Here is a 21,638-nt window from a genome sequence, read left to right as displayed (position 1 = left end):
GTAAGTATTTATATAAGTATAATGGGGGCTATATTTTAGAGCACTCGTAATTTTTATTTTTTATATTAACAAATTGACTTTTAAGTGTTTTAAAATCTGGAATATAAGCATAACCGCTAAGCGTATCTATAACGATACAAAGAGCATGCTTTTTTGATAACAAACGTATAATGCAATCTGAATTATTCTTTGCTAAAGTTTTTTCATATGCATAATTGGCATTTTTTAACGGAGAATACACTCTGCCCATTTCATCAAATACTAATCTAGTAAATCCTGAACAAGATCCTTTGAATTCAACCTTTTCTATTCCGAATCTTTTTGTAAGATTAAATCTTTGTGTAGTTTTTTCATCATCTTTACTAATAACTCCACTTTGACCTGAATTCATTAATTTGTTATGATTGATTACATCAACAGCAATTTCTCTATCTATATTGATTTCAGTTTTACCTAAATTAGCATTTCCATCGCCATTTTTATCCAAGAAAATAGTATATGTTTGATCATAACCTGTGGCAGCTGATTTTATAAAATAAATCTGCCATTTACTTTTAAACCACTCTCTTTTTGCGATAGCCAACTCATCAACTCTTATGCCTTCTTGCATCATGGCTAAACTTTGGGTATATTGGATATCATTAAGAATTTGTATTGCACCTTCTAGTAGATTGTCTTTTTTTAAGTAAAGACTGCCTAAATTAAAAACTATACCTAAAATGAGAATTATAAACACAAATTCCAACAAACTGAAAGCTTTAATCATAGTTTAAAATCTGATATACTTTTTCATATTTTCCAAGTTTTACTTTAACAATTTTTTTGTCCATATCATGCTTATCGCCTTGTTTTAAAGCTTTTAAATAAAACTTATTGCTATTTTTTATTCCATAAAATCGCAATCTTTTTTGCAAACTTGGGGCTGTTGCAAGTTCTAAAACATCTTGTTTTTTTAATTCTAGTGCCAATTCTTTAGCAAAATGATAATTATTGGCAAAATGACGATTTGGATTGTTTATAAAATAATACAATAATTGATTAGCGACGATTAAAAAGTAACAAAATATCAAAAAAATTATAGAACATTCTATAAAGATTTTATACCTTAATCGAAAAACTGGTAATCTCACCCTATAACTTTGCATTAAAGTTTTTATAAGCAAAGGAGTGCAAATAACACAAAAAGGCAAAAAATCATCTAAAAAAAGTTTTTGTCTTAAAGAAAGCAACAAACAAAATACAAATGTTACGCTCATTAAAAACCATAATAAATTTTTATATTTTTGAAAAGTCAAACGATAAATAGTATAAAAAAAATACACAAAAACCAAAGGAGAAAAACATGCAGCAAAAATTCCTAAGGTATCTAAAAAATAACCTCTTGGACGACCACCTGTATCAAAACCATAAAAACTGATACTCGCTCCAAACAAAACAAGAGATAAGGTAAATAAAATAGCATTTCTTTTATAAATCCCAAAAAAGAAAAAAGTTAAAAATAAAATATTAAAAGATTTATCAACAAATAATACTATAATCAATAATATATAAAAAAGCCATTTTTTTTCATATTCGTAAGCACATAATATAGCAAGGGTTAAAAAAATCACCAAAGATGCGGCATTAACCAGTAAAGCACTTGCAACAGTACCCGGCAATAAAACAAATAACAATAAAGAAAAAAAAGCATCAATTTTAGTTTTAGTATATTTTAAAGCTAGCAAATACAAAAGCAAACAACTTAAAAAATGAAAAAATAAAAAAGGAAGCCTTAAACCAAAATCATTTTGCCCAAAAATAAAAGTTCCAAAATGAGATATATAATAAAGCAAACTATGGGAAAAAATAAGTGATTTACCCTGCTCACCAAAATAAATATCAGCTTCATCAGCACTAATACTCAGTGTTGAAATTCCATAAAGCAAAGCCAACAAATCAAGACTAAGTAAAATGATGATAAGTTTATAATTTTTGATTTTTTCCATAATGAAAATTTTACAAAATTAAACTTAAAATATCAATGCAAATCATATAAATATCAAATATCTTAAAAATTAACATCAAATTGATTTTAGTTTTTATAAGTATAATTTTAAACAAAAAAGGCAAAAATGCAAACTATTGATCAAATTTTTCAAACACAAATCGATATTAAAAAATCTATTTTCTTATCTTTTCTTTGCCCTTTTAAAGATTTTAAATTTTTAATAGAAACGCTAAAAAAAGAACATCCAAAAGCTGTTCATTTTGTCTATGCTTATCGTGTTTTAAATGATTTTAATCAAATTGTAGAAGATAAAAGCGATGATGGAGAGCCTAAAGGAACTTCTGGAATGCCAACTTTAAATGTTCTAAGGGGCTATGATCTTATCAATGCGGCTTTAATCACTGTAAGATATTTTGGTGGTATAAAACTTGGTACAGGGGGACTTGTAAGAGCCTATAGCGATGCGGCAAATGCCGTGATCAATAATTCTTCTTTACTTTCATTTGAATTGAAAAAAAATATAACCATTGCTATTGATTTAAAAAATTTAAATCGTTTTGAACATTTTTTAAAAACTTATTCTTTTAATTTCACAAAAGATTTTAAGGATTGCAAAGCTATATTACATATCAAATTAAATGAAAAAGAGGAGCAAGAATTTGAAATTTTTTGTAAAAATTTTGCACCTTTTGAAATAGAGAAATTATAAATTCTTGCAAGTAAATACAAAAGCTCCAAAATGGAGCTTTTGATTAAATTGCGTTCAATAAATCATTTAACAAAGTATTATTCTTACTTTGTTCATTTGCACCTTGTTGCGCAAGATCATTGTGAACGCTAGCACTTTGAGCTCTCATAGACAACTCGCCTTCATTTTGTCTAAAACGATAAGCGTAAACATTTGACATTTGAGCATAATTACTTAAATTTGAATTTGAGTTTTGCGCATTACTTTGAAAACTGCTGCTAGAATTTAAAGCATCTCCGCTTGACTTCTCATCCGCCTTATTTAACATATCCATAAAATCAGAATCTCCAGATGAAGAATAATCTTCAATCTGTTTATCCACCTGTTTATACTGACCACTAATAGCATCGTATTCATACGAGCTAATCGTTCTATAATTTACCTGCATAGTTTTCTCCTTTCAAAATATGCAAAAACTATACAAGCAAAAAGCGTTCCTTTTTATGTAAAAATCAATGTTTTTTAATCATGGTGAGTAGGCAAATGCTCCACATCAAGCTCATTATTGGCTATAAATTCTTCCTTGGCTTTTTTACAGTTTTCATCACGCATTTTGCGGTATTCATTACGAATGGTGATTTCTTTATCGCTTAGAGGTCTATCTTCTAAAAAACTGATATGAAAATAAGTATCATCGCTCTTTGAATAAGTTTTATAAAAATCTATATAGTCAAAATAATCCTTGCCATTATCAAACTCTACGACTTCTTCTATATAAATCGTAGGCCCAAAACCCTTGTGATTTTGTGTATAATGCCCAAAACCTGCGCTGTATTGAATTCTAAATTTAGCCATCATTTTCTCCTAAAAATTCTTGATAAGTTCCACGAAAATCTGTAAGCTTACCATTTTCTAAATGCCAAATTCTATTAGCAAAAGCAGAAACTAACTCCCTATCGTGGCTGATACAAAGCACTACACCTTTGAAATTATACAAAGCTTCACCTAATGCAATAATACTTTCAAGATCTAAATGGTTATCAGGTTCGTCTAAAAGCAAGAAATTCGGACGCTCTAGCATTAAACGAGAAAGCATTAAACGATGTTTTTCACCCCCACTTAAACTTGCTGCCATTTTTTCTTGATCGCTGCCACTAAAAAGCATTCTACCTAAACACTTGCGGATTTCATCTAGATCTTTAAATTTTTCACTCATCAGCCATTCATAAAGTTTCAAATTTTCACAAATTAAATTACTTGTATCTTGAGGAAAATATCCAAGTTCTATAGTTGCCCCAAGATGTATAGATCCACTATCTGGACTTATAGCATGGGCGATGATTTTTGCTAAAGTACTTTTACCCACACCATTTGCCCCAATCAAAGCGATTTTATCATTTTTTTCTATTTTTAGCTCCAAATTTGAAAACAATTGTTTATCATAAGCCTTACCTATACCTTTAATTTCTAAAACTTCATTACCTATTTCACGATTGGTTCTAAATACTATACTAGGATCTCTACGGCTTGAAATTTTAATCTCTTCAAGCTCTAGTTTTTCAAGCGCCTTAGCACGGCTTGTGGCTTGTTTTGCCTTAGAAGCATTTGCACTAAAACGGCGAATGAAATTTTCTAATTCTTCTCTTTCTTTTAAGGTTTTATCGCGTTTAAGCTCAGCTTGTTTTGCCAAAAGCGTTGAAGCCATATACCAATCATCATAATTTCCCGCAAAATCACGAATTTGTTTAAAATCCACATCTAAAATTCTTGTGCAAATTTTATTTAAAAAATGCCTATCATGAGAGATGACAACCAAAGTTCCTTCATGTCTTAAAAGTTCATTTTCAAGCCAAGAAATCGCCTCTAAATCAAGGTTATTTGTAGGCTCATCTAAAAAAAGCGCATCGGCACCTAAAAACAAAACTTGAGCTAACAAAACTTTAAATTTATCCGCACTTTGTAAGGTGCTCATTAAAGCATCGAAATCTTTAATCTTTAAAGAACTTAAAATTTTTTCACAACGTGTTTCACAATCATAATTTGGATCTTCTTCAGCCGTTATTATCTCAAGCTCACCTAAACGCTCATTGATCTCATCAGTAAATTCCTCGCTCATATAAAGCTTTTCTTTTTCTTTTAAGGCCTCATATAAACGCTTATTTGCACACATCACTGCATCTTTGATGGTGTAGTTTTCAAAAGCAAATTGATCCTGTCCTAAAACTGCGATTTTCAAGCCTTCATCAAATACTATTTCACCACTACTTGACTCAATTTCTCCTGAAAGAATTTTTAAAAAAGTCGATTTTCCCGCACCATTAGCACCGATAAGTCCGTATCTTTGTCCTCGAACAAGTTTTAAATTAACATTTTCAAATAAAAGCTGATTTGCAAAACGCATAGTAAGATTTTTTACTTCAACCATGATTTTCCTTAAATTTTTTACTTATAAAAATTTTTAAGAAATTGTATCAAAAAAAGACTTGAAATTAATTAAGTATAAAATATTAGTAAGTCATGAAATTAATTCTATTGACTTACTTTAATAAAAATATTATTGGAAATCTTCATTGATATAAGTTATATCTGTAATTTTCACTTGATTTATGTTAGAAACCTTATAAACAACACTCCAAAGACCTTTTCTCTGCTCCCCTTTTAATGCAGCATTAATCGTAGCCATACAAGAATCAAAATTAAGATCAAAATTTGAAATGGAATTAATTTCGATCATATCAGTGTAATTTACCATTCCATCATGCTTGGCTATTTCTTTGAGGCCTTTTGCATAATCTTCATAATCAATCCCTTGGGCTTTAAGTCCGGATAATTCATAAAGATTTTTAAAAATTTCACTAGGAATTTTTTCTTTAAGATTTGAAACAACTGCCGTATTATCACATTTGTCTAATGAGTTGGCCTGAAGCAAGGCAAACCCCATTAAGAAAAATAAAATTACTTTTTTAAACATATCTAAACTCCTCTAATTTTTAGGTTTTGCTACTAAAATACCATTTTTATATTCTTCTTCTCTTACAATCTCCCCTTTTTTATATTCTCTAAAGACTCCATTTTTAAGTCCGTTTTTATAATTTTCTTCGTCTTCTAAGGCGCCATTTTCATCATAACGCTTTTGTACTCCATCAAATTTACCTTTATTATCAAAATTATAATCACACATTAAAGTTCCATTTTCATAATATTCCTTGTAATTACCTTCAAATTCTGGCATACCATCTTCATTATAGCCAAGTAGTTTTCCCTTTGCTCTCATATTTCCATTCTCATAATAGCTTGCAAAATCACCATATCCGCGATTATCTTTAAAATGCACCTCCTCAAGTAATTGCCCATTTCTAGAATATTCCCTGCTAATTCCATCTTTTTTTCCATTTTTATAATTTTCTTCAGCTCTTAGCTGACCATTGTCATAAAAAGCTCTTTTTAACCCATGTATTCTTGAATCTTTATTATAGGGAATTTCTTCTTTTAAATTTCCATTTGGATATTTGTTTTGCTGAACTCTAGCCACATCGCTAGGTTGTCCAGGAAAATCACTTCCACAACCACTTAACAACATCGCAATTAAACTACAAATGCTTAAAAATTTTGTCATTTTTTCTCCTATTTCTCATTTTTTTCTTTAATAATAATAGTTTGCTTAAAACTTCCCGTAAAAGACCATATTAAACAAACAAGCCAAACAATAATAGTCCAACCAAAAAACAAATTTAGCAAAGAAATTATCAGCCAATTAGAATGCTTTCTGCTCAAACCAATAATAGCGGGCAACATGTATAATACAAACAATAATATTGTTACAAAAATAGACCCGCCACTTGCACCTTCCATGTAATTCTCCTTAAATAAAAATTTTATAAAAACTATTATTCCATACTATAACTTAATTAATATTGAAATATTAAATATATTTTATATAAAAGATTGAATATTTCAAGTGTTTTTAATAAAGAAATTTTAATGTAAAATTTTTTAAAGGCTAAATTTTTAAGGTAAAAAATGACAAAAAAGAGCAAGCGTGATATGGCATATGAACTAGACATTGATGTTAGCACTTTATATAATTGGAGAAAATATAAACCCAATTTATATCGTATTGTTATGCTTGGCTTTAAATTTGATGAACTTTTAGAAAATAGCAAAAAAACTCATGAAGAATTGCTTCATATAGAACAAACTATACAAGATGAGATTGCTAAATTTAAATAAAATCCACTTTTAAGCTTTTTTCTATACAATTATCACTTTTATTAAAATCAAGGATTTGAAATGTTTTTATTAGATTTTTTAATATCATTGAGTTTTATTTTTGAAATTTCAGCACTTGTATTATCCTTTTACTTTAAAAATTCAAGAATTTTCTTTTTGACTTTAGTGCTATTAGGAGCTAAGTTGCCTTATTTTTATACAAGTTTTTTTCAAGCTAATTTATTTGTAGCTTTATTTTTACCTATGATTTTTACTCTATTTTGCGTTGGAAAACATCATGTTTTAATTTTAAATAAAAAAAATATCGCTTCAATTACAACTCTTATTTTTATAGGCATTTTAAGTATCATTTTACCTAGAAATACTACTTTTAATAGTGCTGGTTTAGAATTTCATTTTATTGCATTAGATTTTTTTAAACCTGTGAGTGAATTAGGATTTTTATTTTTTTTAGTCGGCTTAATACTCATTTTTATCAAAACCTTTAAAACTAAAGAATATTATCTTCTTATCGCATTTTTTACTGCGTATTTTCAATTTTTATTCCAAGAAGGAGCAGGAATAAGATATTTTGAATTTGCAAGTTTGGTTTTTTGTTTTTATCTTTTAAATCACGCTTATAGGTTAGCTTTTTTTGACACCTTAACAAAGCTACCCAATGAAAAAAGCCTTACACGCTTTACAAAAGGAAAAAACAACTATATCATTGCCTTGCTTCATTTTAATGAACTAAAAGATACCAAAGAAAGCTATACCAAACTCATTTTAAAACAAATTGCAAAAATTTTAAAACGCTTTAGAGCAAAAATTTTTATCGTAGAAAATGATTTTATTTTAATTTTTAATGATAAAAATCAAGCTTTAAATCATCTTGCTTTTTTAGAATCCACCTTGAAAAACACGGAATTTAATTTAGAAAATGAAAATTTTAAACCGGATTTTAAATTGATTTGGCAAGAAAGTGAAGAAAATTTGGATAAAAATTTACAAAGTCTAAGAGCAAGACTCTTAGACTAAAAAATTATTTTTCGTTCGCTTCAACTTCGATATTTAAATTAATATCATCACTTAAAGTAATAGTTGAAGTACTTGTCGCAAATTTAAAATCAGAGCGTTTGATTTTTCCATTTAAAGAAAATCCTATTTTTTCTTTTCCATCTTTGCCTTTAGCTACACCGCCGATTTCAGCATCTAAAACGATATCTTTAGAAACTCCAGCTATAGTTAAAGTTCCTGTCATTTTGCCTTTTTCATTATCGATTTTTTCATATTTTTTCATTGTAAAAGTCATATCAGGATATTTTTTTGCTTTGAAAAAATCATCTTGTTGTAAGTGATTATCTCTTGTTTGATTTTCTGTATTTACAGATGCGATTTTTATAGTTACATCAAGCTTTTTAAATTCAGCACTCGCAGGATCAAAATCAATCACCGCAGAATAATCTTTGAAATTTCCTTTTACATTGCTAATTTGTAAATGTTTGATTTTAAAACCTACATCTGTATGTGCTTTATCTAAAGTATATTCTTTAGCAAACAAACCTGTGCTTAACAAAGACACCGCAACCAATGAACTCAATAAAACTTTTTTCATTTTTTTCCTTTTTTATAGTAATTTTCAATATAAAAATTTTATTAGATAAAACATAACAAATCATTAATAAAAATCAAAAAATTTTACTATTTAAAAATTTTACAAATTCTTCAAATTTAGGCAAATCAAGCTTTATTGTTTCTCTTTGCTGTTTTCCCCACATACACTCTGGAAAAAACGCATCTTCTTTAAATCTTGCCATAACATGAAAATGCACCCTTGGCACATAATTTGCAAAAGAGGCGATATTGATTTTTTCAGGTTTGTAAAATTCTATCATAGCCTTTTCACAAAGTAAAATTTTTTCAAAAAGTTCCTTTTGCAACTCTAAAGGACAATCGCTAAATTCTTTATAAATTTCTTTAGTAAAAATTTTAAGCCAAGGCACTTGAGCCTCCTCTTTCTCTATATAAATCAAATCATTTTCATAAATCATTACATTCCTTTGAAATTGTATTTATGATTATTTTACAAAATTTATCAAATTTTTAAGTCAAAATGCGTTAAAATTCCTAAAAATTTAAAAAACAAAAAGGAGGATAAATGCAAATTAGTTCAAGTTATAACTCTTATGATTACTACTCTAGCAAACCTTCTTTTGATAAAACAAATCAATCTGATTCCACTCAAAAAGATGAAAAAAATCTTAGTGAAAATAAAGATGATAAAGAAAAAAATGGCGAACAAACCCAAATGGTTAATGGCGTAGAGCTAAGCCAAAAAGAAGTAGCTCAAGTTCGCGAACTCCAAAGTATCGATAGAAATGTAAAGGCTCATGAAGCTGCGCATCAAGCAGCGGGCGGCGGCTTAGCAGGTGCTGCAAGTTTTACTTATACAAGAGGCCCTGATAATCAAATGTATGCTACAGCGGGTGAAGTTCCTATCAGCATGCAAAAAGGAAACACACCAGAAGAAACTATAGCCAATGCAAGACAAATTGCAGCAGCAGCTATGGCTCCTGCTGATCCTAGCCCGCAAGATTATAAAGTTGCAGCAAATGCTACAAAAATGGAATTTGAAGCAAGAGCTGAAGCAATGAAGCTTAAAGCCGAAGAAGCCGAAGAAAAAGAAGAAGAAAATAAAGAAAAAGATGACAAAAATTCAGAAAATAGCCTAGAAAAAACAGATAAAGATTCAAAAAACAACGATAAAAATTCAAATTTTGATAAAGACTTTAAAAATTTTGTCGCTAGAACTTATCAACAAAACTCACAAAATAACGACATTAAATTCAGCATCGCATCTTAAAATTCTTAATTTAAATAAAAAATTTCCTTATGAAAACGATGACTTGAATTTGTATGTTAAAATATTTAACATTTTTTCTTTTTTATAATTTAAATTTTTGCATTTTCAAGCTTTTATATCTATAATTTTTGCCGAAGTGTTTTGAGAAAGAAATTTATTAAATTCTCCTGCACTATCATCACTAAATTTCATACCAAAAAGAAGTTCTAATTCTTCACTTTTACCAAATTTATTTTCTAATAATTTTTTTAAAAGCTCGTTTTTAGCATTGTCATCTTTGTAAGTTTCTTTGTTTTTGCTTTCGCCTTGAATGGCTTTGAAGGGTTTTTCATCTGGGTTTTGACCACTTTCATTGCTTTCTTGGGTAGAATTTGAGCTTTGTTGTTTATTTAAAAACCTATCTATCTCTTCTTGAGTAAGTGGTTTAACATCAAGTGCGTCAATAAATCGTTTTTTCTTTCATCTTTTTCAGCAACCCATATTCTTGCGAATTCACCCACACTTGTAAGAGTTTTTAGAAGATTGCCTTTGCGTATTCTGGAAATCTTATCTCCTGGAATAAATTCAATATTATCAATCTCATATGCTCCGTTAAGAATTTCCCATTCCTCTTCAGTTAATTTATCTTTTCGCATTCGCTCAAGCAAGGAATTTTCAACTTCTTTAACATCTGGGTCTCCATTATAGCCGTATTTGTTCGCATATTCTTTACTAAGCATTTCTCCAAAGTATTTTTGCACAAAATCTTCCCAATAAGCATCTTCTTCACTTTTTGGCTCATCTTTTTTAGTATAAGTATATTCATTATTTTCATCTTTTTTAATGCTTAAAGCATTATTTGGATAATTGATATTAGGATAGTGAGAATTAAAATTTACCATAGAAAACCCTTTTTTTATGATATTTTATTAAAATAATCTTGGATTCCAACCACCAAGAGCAGACTCCATTTGCCTTTTTGTATAATTGTAGCTCGAATAAGAATTTATACCATTAATCATTTTTGCCTTCCTTGATATTATACTATATCGGAAGAAAATTAAAAATTTATAATCTTGAGAGTTTTCAAAAACTCTCAAGTTATTATCAAGCTAAGCTTTTTCCACTTTTATGATATTTTAAAATACCTTCAGCACAGCGATAAGCCAAAGCTCCCACAGTATCAGTTGGATTATATCCACTATTGTGTTGGAAATTTCCTGCTCCTACAACAAAAAGATTATCCGCATCCCAGTGTTGTAAATAAGTATTAACCACACTAGTTTCTCTATCTGCACCCATGGTTGTTCCACCTGTGTTATGAGTAGATTGATAAGGCACAACGCTATAATCCTTAAGATAAGCACCTTTTTTGATTGATTTTACTCCTTGCATTCTTTTTGCTACCTCAGCTGTTTTATCTGTGATAAATTTATGCAAAGCTCTATCTTGATCGGTGAAATTATAAGTTAAGCGTAAAAGTGGCATACCAAAAGCATCTTTATAAGTTGGATCAAGACTTAAATAATTATTCTTATGAGGCAAAGAAGCACCTTGTCCTGCTACGGTAATAGCTCTTGTGAAATTATAGTTTAATGCTTTTTTAAATTCAGCACCCCAAGTTGGAGCTCCTGCTGGAAGTGGGGCTGATTGTATAGGGCGAGTTCCAAGCTGAACGCTATAAATCATAGCTCCATGAAGGAATTTTTCCTTAGAATGATCAAAATTATCTCCGTTAAAATCATCACTCGTAGTTCCTAAAGCACCTGAACCCATGAAGGTGTTAAATTGCTCATCAAAGAAAGCTGTTGTACCCATGTTCATTTGATAACAATAATTTCTACCTAAAGTTCCTTTACCTGTTTTTGGATCGTATTGCTCACCTATGTTGCTTACCATTAAAAGCTTAGCATTGTTAAACATATAACTTGTAAGCACAACTATATCAGCAGGTTGAATATACTCTTTCATCGTTCTAGTATCGACAAATTTTACCCCCGTTACTTTTCCGTCTTTTTTAAGAATTTGCGTTACATTGCTATAAGTGCGTATAGTGTATTTACCTGTGCTCATAGCCTTTGGAATTACTGTGTTTAAAGGACTTGCTTTTGCGCCATACTCACAACCAAAACGCTCACAATACGCACAGTATTGACAAGGAGCTAAATCTTGACCATCAGGGTTTGTATAGCCACCTTTAGAATTTGAAGCTGGCAAACGATAAGTGTGTAAATTTGAACTTTTTGCTGCACTTTCAAATCGTTTAAGCATTTTAGTATTTTCAAGAGGTTCTTGTGGATAAGGACTGGATCTAAAAGCTCCCATTTTTTCCGCTAAAGGATTTGGCTCACCTGATACCCCACAGGTTTTTTCAAATCTATCATAATAAGGCTCCATATCCTTATAAGTCACACCCCAATCTTGCAAGGTATAATCATTACCTAATTTATTACCATATCTTTGTTTGCTTAGGGTTTGAATTTCAAAATCATAAGGCATAAACCTAAAAGTCCAACCATTCCAATGCACCCCTGCACCGCCAACATTATTACCCAATAAAAACGAACCCATTTTACGATAAGGCAAGGCTAAACCACTAGGATCATGGCGAAAAGTCACAGTGTCTTTCGAGCAATCTTGCATCAAACCATAATTAATCCCGTATCTCCACTCATCATGGATAAAATTAAAATTTTCAGTACTTTGCATATGTCCGCGTTCTAAACTAAGTACATTCAAACCTGCTTTAGTAAGCTCTGCAGCCACTATACCTCCAGTCCATCCTGCCCCAACTGTTACCACATCTACTTTTTTTAATACTTCAGCCATTTTAACTCTCCATATCTGCTAAACTCATAGGTTCAATGTTAAAAAATTCATCACTTGCAATTTTATCCACATAGCTCATTTGTGCGCCTGGATATTGCATCATTCTCCAACCATTTTTATTATCATTTCCGCCATAAATTGGATCAGCTAAAACTCCAGCTACTGTCATATCTCTTAAAAGAGTGAAAAAATAAGAAGATTTAAAACCCGTAGTTTGAATTTTTCCTTTTTCAAAATCGCTTAGAATTTTATCCTGATCTCCACCTTTAAGCAGAGAAAAAGATTTTTTATAACGCTTTTGAGCATTTTCTTCAAGAGCATGCACACCTTCTAAAAAAATATCTTTGCGTTGCATAGGAGTTTGATAGCCTTGTTCAGCTTTACCCTCAATGAAAGGTCCTTGCATATATTCTCTATCATTATAACCATAAGCACTAGCTAGCTGATTATCGATAAAATAAGGTACGCCTAAACCTATAGCTCCTTCTCCTTGCTCATCTTTAGGATAAATTCTTTCACAGGCTGCACTTAAGGTATCAAATTCAGTTTGAGTCTGAAAAAACATTCTACCTCTAACTTTATTTGATTTTCCTTGTGAAGCTTGATGCGAATGCGTAAGTTCTGCTGCCTTTAAAACAGCACCGCCACCTATAGTACTAGCTGCTACTACAGAACCACCTAAAAGCCCTAGTTTAAAAAAGCTTCTGCGATCAATAATATTGTCTTGCATTACTTCTCCTTGATAATAATTTAAATAAGACTATATTAGCCCTATTAATATAAATTTAACTTTAAAAAGCGATAAATTTTGTGTTATTCTTAATTTTATTTAAGAATATCTTTGAAAGTAATGAAAATAGAACTTTTAATAAAGCTCTATATCTTTAGAATTAAGTTCTTTATAAGCTGCACAAGCTTCTTGATGTTTTTGATCACAAGCCATACCAAAATATCTTTTTGCCTTTGTTAAATCTTGTTTTTCTAGTTGATTATAGCGTCCTAACAAATAACAAGACTCACCAAAACCTAAAGTGCAAGATTTAGAATAAAAAGCAAGGGCAGATTTTACACTTGCTTTAACAAGCTCTCCTTTATCATATAAAGACCCTAATTGATAACAAGCTCTTGCATTTTTTAAATCACAAGATCTTTTATAAAAACTTGAGGCCATTTGTCCATCTTTTTCTTTTTCATAAAATAAAGCTATATTATTACAACTTAACGATTCTCCTAAAGTACAAGCTTTATTAAAAGCCAAAAGAGCTTCATTTTTATAACCTTGATTTTGCAAAAGCAAAGCCATATTAGAACACGCACTTGCTAAACCTAATTTGCAAGCTTTATCATAAAATTTATAAGCTTGATTTAAATCCTTACTCATACCCTTAGCACTTTCGTACATAAAAGCTAAAGAAAAACAAGCTTTAGAAATATCTTTTTCACAAAGGCTTTTAAAAATTTCATAAGCTTTATCAAATTTATTTGCTTCATAAAGTTTTAAACCTTCTTCTAATTCACTTAATGCAAGTAATGAATTAAAAAATAAAAATAAAGCTAAAAATATTCTCATCAATCTTCCTTTATACTTTCTCTAACATTTAAAATCTGTACTCTTCTTTTTCGAAGTTCTGCTTTTTTAAGATCTAAAAATTTACTTTTTTCTTGGATTAAAATTTGACTTTGTTCTAAAAAATTTTTTGCAATTTTTGTCAAAATAGGCTTATTAATAAGCAAAGCTTCAAACTCATAAACATTTAATTCATTTAAAACTCTTTCATAAATTTCACTTTTTTTAGGATAAAAAAGTACAAATTCAGAACTATCAAGCTCATAAAGAACACGGCTTTCATTGATTTTACGACTAAAAAATGCAAGGCTTAGTTTTGTAGCATTTTCATAATTTGTAAAAGCCTTAAGATTTAATTTTTCAAAAAATAAATCAAGTTCTAAAATACTTTTAAATAAAAGCTCTTTAAAATCTTTCAAAAAGTACTCATCACTTGCATTGCAAAAAACTCTTAATTCGCTAAAATTTTTATCACTTTGGAAAATATGATCTTTTTGTATGTTTGAAAATTCTGCTTTAAAAAGTAAAATTTCTCTCTCGAGTATGTTTATAAAGTCTTTTAATTTCATCTTGATTTCTTCAAAAGATTTATAAAGTTCATTTTTGATTTTTTTAAACTCTTTACTCATTACATCACTATTGTAAAACATCGCCAAAAAAGCATCGTCAATTGAAATATAAGGTGCTTTATAATCATATCTTGTGTATAAATCTTTCTTTAAAAATCCTTTGCTTTCTTTGTAAAAATAAGCATCTTTTTCCTTAACACTTGCAAAAATTTCACTAGAAATTCTTTCGCTAATGCTTTTAAGCTGTTCTAAAATCTGATGATTTAAAATTTCAATCTCTTTTAAAAAAAATTCATACGCTAAAAGTAAATGCTTTTCATAACTTTGAAATTGATTTAATAAACGATCAAAAATACCTACAAAAAGTTGATTTTCATCTTCTAAAATTTCGCATAAATTTAAAATTTTTCTTTTAACAAATTTTTCTTTTAAAGCTGTTGTATCTAGCTGAGTTAAAAAATCAAGCAAAGATTGAAAATTAGATTTTTCATAGCTTTGCTCATCTTTAGCTTCTTTGCAAGAAATGGCAATAAGCTCATCAAAATATTTTAAAAATACACTTTTTGCATAATTTAAAACATTATCTAGCTCTTCTGTGTTTAATTTATCTTTTTGATTTAATACACAAATGCTATTTTCTCCTAAAAGTTCTAAATTTGCTTTTATGACATCTTCTTCACTTTTTTTGCCTGCATTATCAATCAAACTTAACCAAATCGCTCCATGAATATTTCTAAGCTCATCAAGAGTTGTTAAAGTATCATTTTCATTTGCATTTAAACCCGGAGTATCTACAAGAGTAATTTTTTCAAGTAAAGGAATAGGTGCAAAAATATGCAAACTTTTTGCTTGTTTTACTTCATTTCTTTGATCCGTATAAAAGGCTAATTTTTCTATATTTGTGATAATATCACTTCTATCTTCAAATTCTACTCTTAAAAAATATTCTTTTGCATAGCGTAAAAAAGTAGGTTTAAAAGTAACAGGAACAACACCCGTAGGCAAACAATCACGCCCTAAGATCAAATTTAGCAAACTTGATTTACCACTTGAAAACTGCCCTATAATAGCGATATTAACATTCTTATCCAAAGAAAACACAAGCTCTTTTAATTCATTTTCTAAAGCATAACTTGCGTGCATAAAAGGCTCATTAAGTTCCTTGCAAAGCTCTTGAATACGCCCTTTAAAACTATCATCAAAACTCACACTATAAGTATTTTCATAGGCTTTTATAAAATCATTTAAAAGATTAATCTGCATTTAAAAGCCCCATTTCAAGTTGTTTTAATTTTTCAATTTTTTCTAAATTTTCTTCAAAAGAATTTAAAATATTAATATCTTGATTTTTCAGACTCTGTAAAACTTTTTCAAGACTTTCTAATTTTGATTTTTGATTTTTTTCATAATGTTTTAATTTATCATTTAAAAACTCAAAAAATGCTCCATTGATATTTAAAGAATTTAAAATTTCGCTCATTTTAAATTCTTTAAAAGTATCAAAAATAACCATATCTAAATTCGTTTCAAGCTCATATAAATCTGATTTTAAATTGCTTAATTTTTCAATTTTCAATCTTAAAAGTGCAAATTTTTCACTTTGAAAAATACTATCTATATTTTTTGAAATTCCATCTTTAAAACCTTCAAAACCATTATCAAAATCATCTTTTAAAAAATCATATTTTAAAGACAAATTTGTTTTAAGCTCCTCGATTTTTTTAATATTTTCAATTTTAATTTCTCTTAAAATATCATTAATCCCATCTTTTGTAGTAATATCAACTATATTTAAAATACGAGAAAGATTAAGCTTTTGTGCATTATTTTTTAAATATTTAAACTCATCTATCAAGCGTTCTTTTAATTTTTTAGCCAAAAGCAAAACAAGATTATCTATACCATTATCTATATTTTTAAGTTTTACAATGGAATTTGAAATTTCATCTTGTGCTTCTTTTAATAAGATATTTTGCTTTTGAAGTTCAAGTAAAAGCTTTTGATTTTCTTCACTTACACCTTGTTTATTCTCCTTAATAAGACGATTTTGCATTTCATATTTGCTTAGAATATTTTTAAGTTCCAACTGTAATTCTTTTTTGTAAGCTCTTAAGGCAATCTTGCTTTTTTCTCCTGCATAAAGCTCGTTAAAAAGATAGTTTTCAAATTCTTGCATACCACTTTTTTGCAAACTTTCCTTAGGTGCTAAACCCTTATAAAAATCACTTGCCATTTTAGCACTCACACATAAAAAATCAATCTTTTCCACCAAATTTTCATCTAAATCCACAAGTCTTGATTTTAAGCTTTCTTTGGTATAAACAATGACTTCTTCTAAATCCTTTTTGCTTAACAAATCCGCTTTAGTTAAAACAATTAAAAACTTACTCAGCCTTGAATTTAAAAGACAATGCACCAAAAAGTCTGCATCTTTTTGAGTCAAGCTTTGAGAAGCATTCATTAAATGAATTAAAAAATCACTTTCTCTAAGATACTCATTTGTAACAATTTCTCTTTGAACTACAACATCATCAAGTCCTGGAGTATCAACTATGGAAATATTATTTTTTAAAAATTCTAAATGACTTTTAATTTCTATTTTTTTAATTAAAGCTGAAATGTTATTTTTAGCTGAACTGAAATTTTTAAGTTCACAAAGTGCGATATTTTGTATTAAAGGTTTATCCTTGATAAAATCCTCTATATTTACACTCTTATCCAGCTTATCAATAAATTCTTTTAAATCTGCATTAAAGTGCGAACTTTCAAGTATATTTTGCCATTCTTTCTTATCCCAAAAATATATCTTTGCTTCTTCGCTCTTACCATAACTTAATACTGTTAAATTAGCTGTTTCAGGTATGTTTGAAACGCCTAAAAAATCTTCTTTTAAAAGAGCATTTAAAAGGCTTGATTTTCCTGCATTCATCACGCCAGTGATGGCTATATTAAACTCTAAATTTTGAAATTTTTCCAAAGTTTTTTGAAGTCTTGATTTTAAATTTTCATCAAAACTTAGCTTTTGAAGCTCTAAATTAATGGTGTTTAATTCTTTAAAATCATTTTGAAATAAAGCTTTTTGATCTATACTTTGAACTTTTTCTTGTGAAATAAAATCAAGCATTTCGGTATTTTTTGAAATTTTTTCTAAAATTTTTAGAGCCTTAAGCAAATCTTGCTTTGAAATAAAACCTGATTTAAAAAAATTTAAAATACAAATTTGAGCATTTTGTATACTAAAAATATCCACTCTTGAATCAATTTTTTTGCAAAGCTCTTGAAATTCTTTTAAGAGAAAATATCTTTCATAATTGTCTTTATTGACACTTAAAATAATCGCGCACTCGGCCGTATTAAGTTTGTTTTTATCTTGAAATTTAGCATCAAAATTTAAAAATTGAAGTTCATTTTGCCAAATTTTTTGGAATAATTCTTTCATAATCTTCCCCTTAAAAAGGGGAAAGATTTATTTATTTCTTTGAGCGACAAGTTGTCTTCTCATGTAAGCGATTTTACTTTGTAAAGGTAATTCTTTAGGACAATTATCTTCGCAAGCAAGCAATGACATACAACCAAAAACACCATCATCATCGCCCACTAATTCATAAAAATCTTCCACACTTCTATGGTCATGCGGATCTTGTAAATATCTAGCTGTTCTTAAAAGTCCTGTAGCAGCTATGAAATTTGGACGCATAAGTTTAGTTGCACAAGAAGCTACACAAATTCCACACTCTATACAACGATCAAGTTCAAAAGTTTCATCCGCAACCTCCGGCTCAATACGTTCTTCAAGTTTAGAAATATCAGTTTCTTTTTCGTTATGCACCCAGCTTTCAACGCGTTTACACATGTCTTCAAACCACTCTCCTGTATTCACGCTTAAATCTTTAATATGTCTAAATGCAGGCATAGGCATAAGCTCTATCACTCCATCAGGATAATCTTTAGTCAAAGTTTTACAAGCAAGTTTTGGCACTCCATTAATCATCATCGCACAAGATCCACAAATCCCTGCACGACAAACAAAGTCAAAACTCAGATCCGCATCCATTTTTTCACGAATCAAAGTCAAACATACAAAAACCGTCATAAAAGGAGTTTCTTCAAGCTCGTAAGTCACAAAATGTGGTTTAGAAATTTTGCTTAAAGGATTATATTTAAATGCCTTTATTGTCAATTTTCTACTCATAATCAACTCCTATTCTTTGGTTTGGTGCTTTATATTTAGCTTGTAATTCATAAGGCATTAAAGCGTTTTGAATTTCATAACGACCTTTGCCTTCAGCTTCCATTTTTTCACGTATTGCATCCACTTCAGCTTGGCGTTTTTCACTTAAAGGATTTTCTATAATATTTCCTTTGGCTCCGTATCCACGGAATGCTGGTGGAATTTCCATTTTCATAATATCAAGCTCTTCGTATTCTATGCGTGGTAAGGTTTCGCCTTCTACCCAAAAAGTATTGGTTCTTTTCATCCAATTTAAATCATCTCTTTTTGGATAATCTTCCCTATAATGCGCCCCACGACTTTCTGTTCTTAAAAGCGCTCCATAAGCTACACAAAGTGCTATTTTTAACATTCTTGGTACTCTATACGCTTCTTCAAGCTCTGGATTTGCACAATCAAGTTCTTTACAATGTACTTTAACATCTTGAGAATCTTTATAAAGTTTTTCAAGTTCATCTACTGCTTCTTTCAAACCTTCACCTGTTCTAAAGATGGCTACCTTATCCCACATGATTTCTTTCATTCTATTTTTGATTTCAAAAACATTATGTTTACCCTCTTTATCTACTAAAGATTTTAAATATTGATACTCTTTAGTTAAGAAGTCTTTTACTACATTTGTGTCAATTACTTCACCATTATTTTTACAATAATCTGCAAAATAATCTCCCACTATCATACCTGCTACAACGGTTTCAGCACATGAATTTCCACCTAAACGATTAAATCCGTGCATATCCCAGCAAGCTGCTTCTCCACAAGCAAAAAGTCCGTTTAACCATTGACTTTCACCTGTTGGTTTAGTTCTAATTCCACCCATAGAATAATGCTGCATTGGAAGAACTGGCGCCCAACCTTTTGGACCTTCATCTGCTGGATCAATACCATTGAAAGTTTTGCAAATATCTTGTACATCGCGGAGATTTTTTTCCACATGAGCACGACCCAATATAGAAATATCAAGCCATAAATGATCCCCATAAGGACTTTTTACACCTTTACCTTTGCGAATATGCTCCATCATTCTACGACTTACCACATCACGGCTTGCAAGTTCTTTTTTCTCTGGTTCATAATCAGGCATAAAACGATATCCATCCACGTCACGTAAAATTCCACCATCACCACGACAGCCCTCAGTAAGCAAAATACCGCTTGGTACAATAGGAGTTGGGTGAAATTGCACTGCTTCCATATTTGAAAGTCTACAAAGTCCCGTTTCAAGAGCGATAGCAGCACCTGTTCCTTCACAAATTACCGCATTTGTAGTTTGTTTATAAATTCTACCATAGCCCCCTGTTGCTATCATAGTTCCTCTTGCGATATAAGCAATGAGTTGTCCATTGGTTAAATCTCTAGCAATCACACCTAAGCATTTTTTACCATCATGGATAATTCTTACTGCTTCCATTCTATCAATAATTTTTACTTGATGTTTAATAGCTTCATTTGCTACACCATAAAGCATACAATGCCCTGTTGCATCTGCGATATAGCAAGTTCTCCATTTTTTAGTTCCGCCAAAATCTCTAGCATTAATAAGCCCGTGCGCTTCTTCTTTTTCTTCAATCACAGTTTTTTGTGCATTGATTACAACAGTTCTTGGACCTTTAGTAACTCTAGTCCAAGGCACACCCCAAGCCGCAAGCTCACGCACTGCTTTTGGCGCAGTTTGAGCAAACATTCTTGCTACTTCTTGATCACAGCCCCAATCACTTCCTTTTACTGTATCTGCGAAGTGAAGATCTTCATTATCACCCTCACCTTTTGCCCCATTTGCTAAACTTGCCTGCATACCTCCTTGCACCGCTGCAGAGTGAGAACGCTTCACTGGACAAATACTTAAAAGTGTTACACTTTGACCACTCTTTGCTACTTCAATAGCCGCTCTAAGACCTGCTAATCCTCCGCCTATTACTAAAGCATCACTATATTGTATATTCATAATTTGCTCCATTGTAGTTTTTTATCATCGCAGTAGTTTGGGTTTGATTTTGGTAGTTTTCATAACCTATTTTTATAAATGCTGCAAGACTTAACACACCTAAAACTAGGAAGAAAATACTGATTATCCATTTAGCAGTTTTAAGCTTTTTGCGACTTTCTTTTACATTTTTTCCTTCAAACCAACCCCATTTAACACAAAGTCTATAAAGCCCTATACTTCCATGAAGTTCAACACAGACTAAAAGAACAGCATAAAAAAGCCACATAAAATGACTTACAACCCTATCTCCTGACATATCGCCGCTGATTTTATCTGCATTGGTTACAATAAAAATAAGATGAGCAGAACCTAAGAAAAACATAATAAAACCTGTAAAAGCTTGAACCCACCATAACGAAGTATCGCTGTGATTCATTTTTTTACTGTGTGTTCTTAGTATTTGATACTGACGGTAATTAATAGGAAATTTTCTCATTGCAAGTAAAGCATGAACGAAAAAAACCACTAAAACACAGGCGGCTAAAAATGAAGTAAGATAACTCATAACAGGATTATCGTAAACAAATTTTAATTCTAAAAAATGTACCACAGAATTAAAAAAATCCTCACTGACTAAAATTGTAGAAACAAAAAGCATATGCACCCACATAAAAAGACCTAAAAAAAGCCCTGAGGCGCTTTGGATAAAGTCTAATTTCGCAGGCATTTTACTTTTTTTGCCCTCAATGCTCTTACCCAAATAACCTTCGATAAGCTCACGCATCTTTA

Annotated in this window: 23 protein-coding genes and 1 pseudogene; 4 read left to right on the top strand and 20 right to left on the bottom strand. The window is 30.1% G+C overall.

The window, feature by feature from the left end; translation table 11 throughout:
- Positions 1-28: 28 nt before the first annotated feature.
- Positions 29-766 (bottom strand): hypothetical protein, encoded by a 738-nt coding sequence (locus tag FBF15_RS02855; protein WP_002933178.1) that lies wholly within the window; start codon positions 764-766, stop codon positions 29-31.
- Positions 759-1,985 (bottom strand): membrane protein, encoded by a 1,227-nt coding sequence (locus tag FBF15_RS02850; RefSeq protein WP_002873475.1) that lies wholly within the window; start codon positions 1,983-1,985, stop codon positions 759-761. The genes FBF15_RS02855 and FBF15_RS02850 overlap by 8 nt, the downstream gene beginning before the upstream one ends.
- A gap of 126 nt (positions 1,986-2,111) precedes the next feature.
- Between FBF15_RS02850 and FBF15_RS02845 the strand changes: the two genes are divergently transcribed.
- Positions 2,112-2,696, top strand: a complete 585-nt coding sequence (locus tag FBF15_RS02845) for a YigZ family protein (RefSeq protein WP_002881678.1) — start codon at positions 2,112-2,114, stop codon at positions 2,694-2,696.
- A gap of 43 nt (positions 2,697-2,739) precedes the next feature.
- Here FBF15_RS02845 and FBF15_RS02840 read toward each other — a convergent pair whose 3' ends face one another.
- From FBF15_RS02840 to FBF15_RS02815, 6 genes are all read right to left on the bottom strand, one after another.
- On the bottom strand, positions 2,740-3,123 hold the full coding sequence (locus FBF15_RS02840; protein ID WP_038816747.1) for a hypothetical protein: 384 nt from the start codon (positions 3,121-3,123) through the stop codon (positions 2,740-2,742).
- Positions 3,124-3,197: 74 nt separating this feature from the next.
- On the bottom strand, positions 3,198-3,533 hold the full coding sequence (locus FBF15_RS02835) for a hypothetical protein (protein WP_002859498.1): 336 nt from the start codon (positions 3,531-3,533) through the stop codon (positions 3,198-3,200).
- Positions 3,523-5,100 (bottom strand): ABC-F family ATP-binding cassette domain-containing protein, encoded by a 1,578-nt coding sequence (locus FBF15_RS02830; protein WP_002858735.1) that lies wholly within the window; start codon positions 5,098-5,100, stop codon positions 3,523-3,525. Before FBF15_RS02830 ends, FBF15_RS02835 begins: the two co-directional genes overlap by 11 nt.
- Before the next feature lie 129 nt (positions 5,101-5,229).
- On the bottom strand, positions 5,230-5,646 hold the full coding sequence (locus tag FBF15_RS02825; protein WP_002818737.1) for a hypothetical protein: 417 nt from the start codon (positions 5,644-5,646) through the stop codon (positions 5,230-5,232).
- Between the two features lie 12 nt (positions 5,647-5,658).
- Positions 5,659-6,291: a toxin-antitoxin system YwqK family antitoxin gene (locus FBF15_RS02820; protein WP_002818736.1), complete on the bottom strand. Its 633-nt coding sequence runs from the start codon at positions 6,289-6,291 to the stop codon at positions 5,659-5,661.
- Positions 6,292-6,299: 8 nt separating this feature from the next.
- Complete coding sequence (locus FBF15_RS02815; RefSeq protein ID WP_002855619.1) at positions 6,300-6,527, bottom strand: superinfection immunity protein; 228 nt, start codon at positions 6,525-6,527, stop codon at positions 6,300-6,302.
- Between the two features lie 168 nt (positions 6,528-6,695).
- Here FBF15_RS02815 and FBF15_RS02810 point away from each other — a divergent pair, with 168 nt between their 5' ends.
- Together FBF15_RS02810 and FBF15_RS02805 are read left to right on the top strand one after the other, a co-directional pair.
- Complete coding sequence (locus FBF15_RS02810) at positions 6,696-6,905, top strand: transcriptional regulator (protein ID WP_002778401.1); 210 nt, start codon at positions 6,696-6,698, stop codon at positions 6,903-6,905.
- 60 nt (positions 6,906-6,965) lie between these two features.
- Positions 6,966-7,922, top strand: coding sequence for a membrane protein (locus FBF15_RS02805; RefSeq protein ID WP_002855613.1), 957 nt, complete (start codon positions 6,966-6,968; stop codon positions 7,920-7,922).
- A gap of 4 nt (positions 7,923-7,926) precedes the next feature.
- On the opposite strand, the gene FBF15_RS02800 is transcribed toward FBF15_RS02805, so the two are convergent.
- Together FBF15_RS02800 and FBF15_RS02795 are read right to left on the bottom strand one after the other, a co-directional pair.
- Positions 7,927-8,499, bottom strand: coding sequence for a YceI family protein (locus tag FBF15_RS02800; RefSeq protein ID WP_002855621.1), 573 nt, complete (start codon positions 8,497-8,499; stop codon positions 7,927-7,929).
- Between the two features lie 73 nt (positions 8,500-8,572).
- Positions 8,573-8,935: an HIT family protein gene (locus FBF15_RS02795; RefSeq protein WP_002855609.1), complete on the bottom strand. Its 363-nt coding sequence runs from the start codon at positions 8,933-8,935 to the stop codon at positions 8,573-8,575.
- A gap of 107 nt (positions 8,936-9,042) precedes the next feature.
- Here FBF15_RS02795 and FBF15_RS02790 point away from each other — a divergent pair, with 107 nt between their 5' ends.
- A complete protein-coding gene (locus FBF15_RS02790; RefSeq protein WP_002873478.1) occupies positions 9,043-9,747 on the top strand; it encodes a putative metalloprotease CJM1_0395 family protein in 705 nt (234 codons plus the stop codon).
- 105 nt (positions 9,748-9,852) lie between these two features.
- Here the strand turns inward: FBF15_RS02790 and FBF15_RS09600 are convergent.
- From FBF15_RS09600 to FBF15_RS02745, 10 genes and pseudogenes are all read right to left on the bottom strand, one after another.
- Positions 9,853-10,077 (bottom strand): annotated as a pseudogene (locus FBF15_RS09600) (hypothetical protein); the annotation flags it as partial.
- A 71-nt stretch (positions 10,078-10,148) separates the two neighbouring features.
- Positions 10,149-10,628 carry a hypothetical protein gene (locus FBF15_RS09595; RefSeq protein WP_223212438.1) on the bottom strand — a complete coding sequence of 160 codons (480 nt, stop codon included), beginning with the start codon at positions 10,626-10,628 and terminating at the stop codon, positions 10,149-10,151.
- Positions 10,629-10,833: 205 nt separating this feature from the next.
- Positions 10,834-12,555, bottom strand: coding sequence for a GMC family oxidoreductase (locus tag FBF15_RS02780; RefSeq protein ID WP_002872556.1), 1,722 nt, complete (start codon positions 12,553-12,555; stop codon positions 10,834-10,836).
- A 1-nt stretch (position 12,556) separates the two neighbouring features.
- Positions 12,557-13,285, bottom strand: a complete 729-nt coding sequence (locus tag FBF15_RS02775; RefSeq protein WP_002855611.1) for a gluconate 2-dehydrogenase subunit 3 family protein — start codon at positions 13,283-13,285, stop codon at positions 12,557-12,559.
- A 135-nt stretch (positions 13,286-13,420) separates the two neighbouring features.
- The gene (locus FBF15_RS02770) at positions 13,421-14,125 is read right to left on the bottom strand and encodes a tetratricopeptide repeat protein (protein ID WP_002860264.1); all 705 of its coding nucleotides are present in this window, start codon (positions 14,123-14,125) and stop codon (positions 13,421-13,423) included.
- Positions 14,125-15,954, bottom strand: a complete 1,830-nt coding sequence (locus FBF15_RS02765) for a dynamin family protein (RefSeq protein WP_002908008.1) — start codon at positions 15,952-15,954, stop codon at positions 14,125-14,127. Before FBF15_RS02765 ends, FBF15_RS02770 begins: the two co-directional genes overlap by 1 nt.
- A complete protein-coding gene (locus tag FBF15_RS02760) occupies positions 15,944-18,130 on the bottom strand; it encodes a dynamin family protein (RefSeq protein WP_165434550.1) in 2,187 nt (728 codons plus the stop codon). The genes FBF15_RS02765 and FBF15_RS02760 overlap by 11 nt, the downstream gene beginning before the upstream one ends.
- 27 nt (positions 18,131-18,157) lie before the next feature.
- Entirely contained in the window at positions 18,158-18,883 is a 726-nt protein-coding gene (locus tag FBF15_RS02755; RefSeq protein ID WP_002854302.1) for a fumarate reductase iron-sulfur subunit, read from the bottom strand.
- Complete coding sequence (locus FBF15_RS02750) at positions 18,876-20,867, bottom strand: fumarate reductase flavoprotein subunit (RefSeq protein WP_002854193.1); 1,992 nt, start codon at positions 20,865-20,867, stop codon at positions 18,876-18,878. The genes FBF15_RS02755 and FBF15_RS02750 overlap by 8 nt, the downstream gene beginning before the upstream one ends.
- The gene (locus FBF15_RS02745; protein WP_002854660.1) at positions 20,851-21,633 is read right to left on the bottom strand and encodes a fumarate reductase cytochrome b subunit; all 783 of its coding nucleotides are present in this window, start codon (positions 21,631-21,633) and stop codon (positions 20,851-20,853) included. Before FBF15_RS02745 ends, FBF15_RS02750 begins: the two co-directional genes overlap by 17 nt.
- Positions 21,634-21,638 lie beyond the last annotated feature (5 nt).

The sequence above is a fragment of the Campylobacter sp. CFSAN093233 genome, from assembly GCF_011068165.1.
GTDB lineage: Bacteria > Campylobacterota > Campylobacteria > Campylobacterales > Campylobacteraceae > Campylobacter_D > Campylobacter_D jejuni.
This window is presented reverse-complemented; position numbering and strand designations above follow the sequence as displayed.